The sequence below is a fragment of the Streptomyces sp. sk2.1 genome (assembly GCF_008120935.1).
Classification (GTDB): Bacteria; Actinomycetota; Actinomycetes; order Streptomycetales; family Streptomycetaceae; genus Streptomyces.
On sequence record NZ_RDBO01000083.1, the window covers coordinates 7,465 to 14,093 of the forward strand.

6 protein-coding genes and 1 pseudogene are annotated in these 6,629 nt (G+C 73.6%); 6 read left to right on the forward strand and 1 reads right to left on the reverse strand.

The genetic code is table 11. From position 1 onward, the window contains the following. Positions 1-191 (reverse strand): annotated as a pseudogene (locus EAO76_RS46895) (hypothetical protein); the annotation flags it as partial. 10 nt (positions 192-201) lie between these two features. Here EAO76_RS46895 and EAO76_RS36925 point away from each other — a divergent pair. The 6 genes from EAO76_RS36925 to EAO76_RS36950 all read left to right on the forward strand — a co-directional run bounded on the left by EAO76_RS36925 (position 202) and on the right by EAO76_RS36950 (position 6,488). Further along, on the forward strand, positions 202-615 hold the full coding sequence (locus tag EAO76_RS36925) for a DUF3151 domain-containing protein (protein WP_148840604.1): 414 nt from the start codon (positions 202-204) through the stop codon (positions 613-615). A gap of 257 nt (positions 616-872) precedes the next feature. Continuing rightward, positions 873-1,721 (forward strand): tryptophan 2,3-dioxygenase family protein, encoded by an 849-nt coding sequence (locus EAO76_RS36930; RefSeq protein ID WP_148840605.1) that lies wholly within the window; start codon positions 873-875, stop codon positions 1,719-1,721. Further along, complete coding sequence (gene kynU, locus EAO76_RS36935; RefSeq protein WP_148840606.1) at positions 1,714-2,985, forward strand: kynureninase; 1,272 nt, start codon at positions 1,714-1,716, stop codon at positions 2,983-2,985. The genes EAO76_RS36930 and kynU overlap by 8 nt, the downstream gene beginning before the upstream one ends. Before the next feature lie 260 nt (positions 2,986-3,245). Further along, on the forward strand, positions 3,246-4,217 hold the full coding sequence (locus tag EAO76_RS36940; RefSeq protein WP_148840607.1) for a S9 family peptidase: 972 nt from the start codon (positions 3,246-3,248) through the stop codon (positions 4,215-4,217). Between the two features lie 229 nt (positions 4,218-4,446). Next, positions 4,447-5,814, forward strand: a complete 1,368-nt coding sequence (locus EAO76_RS36945) for a sensor histidine kinase (protein WP_148840836.1) — start codon at positions 4,447-4,449, stop codon at positions 5,812-5,814. Then, positions 5,811-6,488 (forward strand): response regulator transcription factor, encoded by a 678-nt coding sequence (locus EAO76_RS36950; RefSeq protein WP_148840608.1) that lies wholly within the window; start codon positions 5,811-5,813, stop codon positions 6,486-6,488. The genes EAO76_RS36945 and EAO76_RS36950 overlap by 4 nt, the downstream gene beginning before the upstream one ends. Positions 6,489-6,629: the final 141 nt, after the last annotated feature.

Sequence of the window (6,629 nt, forward strand, 5' to 3'; positions counted from 1 at the left end):
GCGACGTCGGCGGGGGCCGTGCCGTTCGCGAGCAGCTCGCGCGGCTCCGGGTCGTCGGGCAGGTGGGTCGGGGGCGGGAACGATCGGTGCGGCCGGGCCGCCGCCGGGCCCGTACCACCGGCACGGGCGGTGGTACGGGCGGTGGCTCGGGCGCGTTGCCCGGCTACCCCCGGCGCACATGCGCCAGGCACACTTGAACCCATGTCGATCCACGAGAATCTGCTCGGGGGCCCGCCCCCGACCCACCTGCCCGACGACCCGGAGCCGCGCGAGCTGCTCGCGAACGGCACGGCCCCCGCCGACGTCGCCGCGAAGTACCCGACCTCCTCCCTGGCCTGGGCACAGCTCGCCGACGAGGCGTTCGAGGGCGGTCGCGTCGTCGAGTCGTACGCCTACGCCCGTACCGGCTACCACCGCGGCCTCGACGCGCTGCGCAGGGCCGGCTGGAAGGGCCACGGCCCCGTGCCGTTCGAGCACGAGCCGAACCGCGGCTTCCTGCGCGCCCTGCACGCCCTGGCGCGGGCCGCCCGGGAGATCGGCGAGCAGGACGAGTACGAGCGCTGCTCGACGTTCCTGCGCGACTCCTCGCCGACCGCCGCCGAGACCCTCGGCTGACCGAGCCCGCCGAGGCTTCGGCCGACCGGACCCGTCGGGGCCCCGGAAGGCCGGATCCGCCGAGGACGTGTTCGCCCGAGGACGTACCCGTACGTACCTGGACGGTCCGGACCCCGCGACGTGCCCCCGGAAGGGGCGCGTCCGCGGGGTCCGCGTGTTTTTCGGGCTCCGTTTAGTATGCGAGCAGGGGACCGGAGCTCCATCACCTCACGGAAGGGGCGGACCGCTACCCGGAAGCTTGTGTCGAGGAGACAGAAATGTCGACGATCCACCCCGACCCCGAAGCCACCGGTGCGCAGACCCCGCACCTCGACTTCGCGGGAACGACCCCGTACGAGGACTACGTCCAGGCGGACGTCCTGACCCACCTCCAGCACCCTCTCTCCGACGATCCGGGCGAGATGGTCTTCCTGGTCACCACCCAGGTCATGGAGCTGTGGTTCACCGTCATCGTCCACGAGTGGGAAACCGCCGCGCACGCCCTGCGCGGGGACCGGCTGACCGTCGCGCGCGACGCGCTCAAGCGGTCGGTGCGCGAACTGGAGGCGCTCAACGCCTCCTGGAACCCGCTCTCCCAGCTCACCCCCGCCCAGTTCAACTCCTACCGGTCCGCCCTCGGCGAGGGTTCCGGTTTCCAGTCGGCGATGTACCGGCGGATGGAGTTCCTGCTCGGCGACAAGTCCGCGTCCATGCTCGTGCCGCACCGGGGCGCGCCCCGCGTCCACGCCGAGCTGGAGAAGGCGCTCGCCGAGCCCGGGCTGTACGACGAGACGCTCGCCCTGCTCGCCCGGCGCGGCTACGCCGTGCCGCAGTCCGTCCTCGGCCGGGACCTGACGCAGAAGTACGAGCCGTCCCCCGAGGTCGAGGCCGTCTGGGCGGAGATATACGCCGACCCCGACCGGCACGAGGACCTGGTCCGGCTCGGCGAGGCGCTCACCGACGTCGGCGAACTGGTCTGGCGCTGGCGCAACGACCACCTCGTCGCCACCCGGCGCGCGATGGGCTCGAAGACCGGCACCGGCGGTTCCGCCGGGGTCGCCTGGCTGGAGAAGCGGGCCACGAAGAACGTCTTCCCCGAGCTGTGGACGGCGCGCAGCCATGTCTGAGACCTTCACGACCACGTCCGAGGGCCCCGGCGCACATGCCACGGAGCTCGACGCGCGAGCCGCGGAGCTCGACGCGCGAGCCGCGGAGCTCGACGCCGCCGACCCGCTCGCGGAACGGCGGAAGCTGTTCGCCCTCGACGACACCGTCTACCTCGACGGCAACTCGCTCGGCGCGCTGCCCGCGCACGTGCCCGCCCGGATACAGGAGGTCCTCACCCGCGAGTGGGGCGAGCTGCGCATCCGGTCCTGGGACGAGAGCGGCTGGTGGACCGCGCCGGAACGGATCGGCGACCGGATCGCCCCGCTGGTCGGGGCCGCCGCCGGACAGATCGTCGTCGGCGACTCCACCAGCGTGAACGTCTTCAAGGCCGTCGTCGCCGCGACCCGGCTGGCGCCGGAGGGGCGCGACGAGATCCTGGTCGACGCGACGACGTTCCCGACGGACGGGTACATCGCCGGGTCCGCGGCCCGGATGACCGGCCACCGGATCGTCCCGGTCGCCCCCGCCGAGGTGCCCGGCGCGCTGGGCCCCCGTACCGCGGCCGTGCTGCTCAACCACGTCGACTACCGCACCGGCAGGCTCCACGACCTGCCCGGGCTCACCGCCGCCGTGCGCGGGGCGGGCGCCGTCGCGGTCTGGGACCTGTGCCACAGCGCGGGCGCCCTGCCCGTGGGCCTCGACGAGCACGGCGTGGACCTGGCGGTCGGCTGCACGTACAAGTACCTGAACGGCGGCCCGGGTTCGCCCGCCTACCTGTACATCGCCGAACGCCACCAGGGGGTCTTCGACTCGCCCCTGCCGGGGTGGACGTCGCACGCCGACCCGTTCGGCATGACCCCCGACCACACCCCGGCGGACGGCGCCGTACGGGGCCGGGTCGGCACCCCCGACATCCTGTCCATGCTGGCGCTGGAGGCGTCGCTGGACGTGTGGGACGGGGTGTCGATCGGCGAGGTGCGGGCCAAGTCCCTGGCGCTGACGGACTTCTTCCTGGAGTGCGTCGCCGCGTACGTGCCGGAGGGCCGGGTCACCTCGGTCACCCCGGCCGCGCACGCCGAACGCGGCAGCCAGGTCGCGCTGCGCTGCGCGGACGCGGAACGGGTGATGAGCGCGCTCATCACCCGGGGCGTCGTCGGCGACCTGCGCCGGCCGGACGTGCTGCGGTTCGGGTTCACGCCGCTGTACGTCGGGTTCGCGGACGTGGCGCGGGCGGCGCGGGTGCTGGGCGAGGTACTGGGCGAGGCACCGGCGGGGAAGGACTGAGGTCTCTCGAACGGGGCGGGGGCCGGGGGCCGAGGCGGTTCCCGGGCCCCGCCCCGTGCTTTTCCCGCGGCTCTTTCCGCCGTGGTTCCCGCGGCTGTTCCTGTCGTGGCTGCCGGGGCTCTTCCCGCTGCGGCTCCCGTGGCACCTGTGGCTCCTCGGCCGGGACGGGGGCCGGCCGTGCTGGTACCGTCCCCGCAGATCAGGCCAGTCGGGCCCCGGGCCGGTCCGGGCCCGAGCACAGGACGGACGGTTGGAGCACCATGTCGGATTCTGCCGTTTCTGCCGCCTCCGCTGCTTCGGATACTGCTTCTGTTTCTGCTTCCGGCGCTTCCGGCGCTTCCGAAGTTTCCGGCGTTTCCGCCGTTTCCGCCGCGCGTGGCCGGGAGGCGGCCGAGATCGAGTCGGCCTTCTCGCATCCGGCCGTCGCCCCCGACGCCTCCGCCGCCTACGGGGACCACCCCGATCAGCTGATCGACTTCTACGCCCCGCGCGACGGCCGGGCCGGTGCGCCGGTCGTGGTCGTCCTGCACGGCGGGGCGTGGCGGGCGCCGTACGACCGGCAGCACGTGTCGCCGTTCGCGGACTTCCTGGCCCGGCGGGGGTTCGCCGTGGCCAGCGTCGAGTACCGGCGCGGCGGCGGGATACCGGGGCAGGAGGGGGACGACCGGGTCGCGGGCCGCTGGCCGGACACCTTCGACGACGTCGCCGCCGCGATGGACGCGCTGCCCGGACTGCTGGCCCGGGAACTCCCGGAGGCCGACGTCCGGCGGATGGTCCTCACCGGGCACTCCGCCGGCGGGCACCTGGCCCTGTGGGCCGCCGCCCGCCACGTACTGCCCGGGGGTTCGCCGTGGCGGCTGCCCGCGCCGCCACGGCTGCGGGGCGTCGTGGCCCTCGCGCCGATCGCCGACTTCGCCGCCGCCATGCGGCTGGACGTGTGCTCGGGGGCGGTCGGCCAGCTCCTCGGCCGCATGGAGGACCACGAGGAGCGGGCGCCACTCGTCGACCCGGCCGTGCTGCTGCCCACCGGCATCGCGACCACCGTGGTGCAGGGCACCGCCGACCTGGACGTGCCGCAGGCGGTCGCGGAGGCGTTCGTCGACGCGGCGGCGAGGGCGGGCGAGACGGTGGGGCTGACCCTGCTGTCCGACGTCGGCCACTTCCCCCTCATCGACCCGGCGGCGGACGCGTGCGCGGTCGTGGCGGAGGAGCTCGCGCAGCTGGCCTGGTGAGCGGGGGCGTACGGGCAGGGCGGCGCGGCACGACGGTGCGCACGGCGGGGTGGTGGGACGGCGTGACAGGTCGGCGTGGCAGGGCGGCGCGGAGGAGCGTGTAGTACTTGCGACGGACGGCGCGGAATCCGTATCACTGCTGACGACCGGGCCCGAGGCCGCCACCTACCGTGGTGACGTGACCGAGACCAAGAGCAGAAGCCCGGAGTACCGGATGGCCGCGGGGGCGATGAGCGGCCTCCGGCAGGCCCTTTTCCACGATGCGTTCGCCTACCGCCCGATGCCGCCGCTGCGGACCGGCGGGCCGATGGTCCGGCTGCTGCCGGAGCGGATGCGGCCGCGCGCGGTGTGGGCACCGCACGCGGTGGTGCTGCTGACCGCGGTCATGGCCTTCCTGCTGGGGGTCGCCGGGTCGGGCCACCCCATCGAGGAGATGATCTCGATGGTTCCGGCCGTCTGCGTCGCGATGACGCTGGTCAGGCCGGTCGGCGCGTTCTGGATGTCGTTCCTGACGACCCCGGCGACCGCGATACTCGGCGACCAGGGATGGCCGTGGGGGGCGAGCACCTTCTTCGGGCACCTGGTCGTGCTGATCGTCGTCGCGGCCAGGACCCGGCCGCGCACCGCCGCCTGGATGTGGGTCCTCACCGCGCTCCTCGGCACGTTCATGGACAACCTGGCCGGGCACTCCACGTCGAGCACCGTGGGCATGGCCGTGGTCTCCGCGTTCGCCCTGCTCGTGGTCGCCATGGTGCAGATCCGGCGCGACGCCGAGCGCGAGGTGACCGTGCAGCGCACCGTGACCGCCGTCGAACGCGACCGGCGCACGTTGCTGGAGGAGCGCACCACCATCGCCCGCGAGCTGCACGACGTGGTCGCGCACCACATGTCGGTCGTCGCGATCCAGGCCGAGGCCGCCCCGTACCGGGTGGAGAACCCGCCGCCCGAGCTGGAGCAGGCGTTCGTCACGATCCGGGAGAACGCCGTCGCCGCCCTCACCGAACTGCGACGGGTCCTCGGTGTCGTACGGGCCGAGGACTACCAGGCGCCGGAGGCACCGCAGCCCACCCTCGCCCAGCTCGACGGGCTCCTCGCCAACGTGCGCGAGGCGGGGCTGGAGACGGAGAAGACGGTGACCGGCGCGGTACGGGAGCTGCCGCAGGGCGTCGAGCTGTCGGCGTACCGGATCATCCAGGAGGCCCTCAGCAACACGCTGCGGCACGCGCCGGGCGCCACCGCCGGGGTGGAGATCAGCTACGTGCTGGGCGGGCTCGGCCTGCGGATCGTCAACGGGCCGCCGACCGGTCCGGTGAAGCCCTCGCCGGGCGCCGGACACGGCATCACGGGGATGCGGGAGCGGGTCGCGATGCTGGACGGCGCCATGACGGCCGAGACCACGGCGGAGGGCGGTTACGAGATCACCGCGTTCATCCCCGTGCAGCCCGCCGACCCCCGGGACCGGGACCGGGAGCAGGATCGGAATCGGGAGCAGGACGGGACGCACGAGTCCGGGGCCGGGTCCGGGAGGACGAAGCTCACGAAGGACCCGGAGCGTACGGAACACACGGGGCGGACAGGACAGGCGGAACACGCATGAGCATCCCCACCGTCCCGCCCATCCGGGTGCTGATCGTCGACGACCAGATGATGGTCCGCGAGGGCTTCTCGGTGCTGCTCAACGCCATGCCGGGCATCGAGGTCGTCGGCGAGGCCGTCGACGGCAGGCAGGCCATCGCGCAGGTCGCGGCCCTGCGCCCCGACGTGGTCCTGATGGACATCCGCATGCCGGAGCTCAACGGCATCGAGGCCACCCGCGAGATCGTGGCCGCCGACGCGGACGCCAAGGTGCTGGTGCTGACCACCTTCGACCTCGACGAGTACGTGTACCAGGCGCTGCGCGCCGGGGCGTCCGGCTTCCTCCTCAAGGACGCCTCCGCCCGTCAGCTCGCCGACGGGGTGCGGGTGGTGGCCGCCGGTGAGGCGCTGCTCGCCCCGACCGTCACCAAGCGGCTGATCAACGAGTTCTCGAAGATCGCGGAGAGCCCGCGTCCGCCCGCCCTCGCCCGGATCGGCGACCTCACCGAGCGCGAGACGGAAGTGCTGGTGCTCATCGCGCAGGGCCGGTCCAACGCCGAGATCGCCTCGCACCTGGTGGTCGCCGAGTCCACCATCAAGACGCACGTCAGCCGCATCCTGGTGAAACTGGGCCTGCGCGACCGCACCCAGGCGGCCGTCTTCGCGTACGAGGCCCGCCTGGTCACCCCCTCCTGAATCCTGAACCGGAACGGGATGGAGTGGGGCGGAACAGAACGGGATGGAGTGGGGCCCGGTGTTCGCGCTCACCGCCGTCGCGGTGGTGCTGACCGGGGCGGGCCTGGGCGCGCTGAGACGACGCGACGTGCTGAGCTGAGC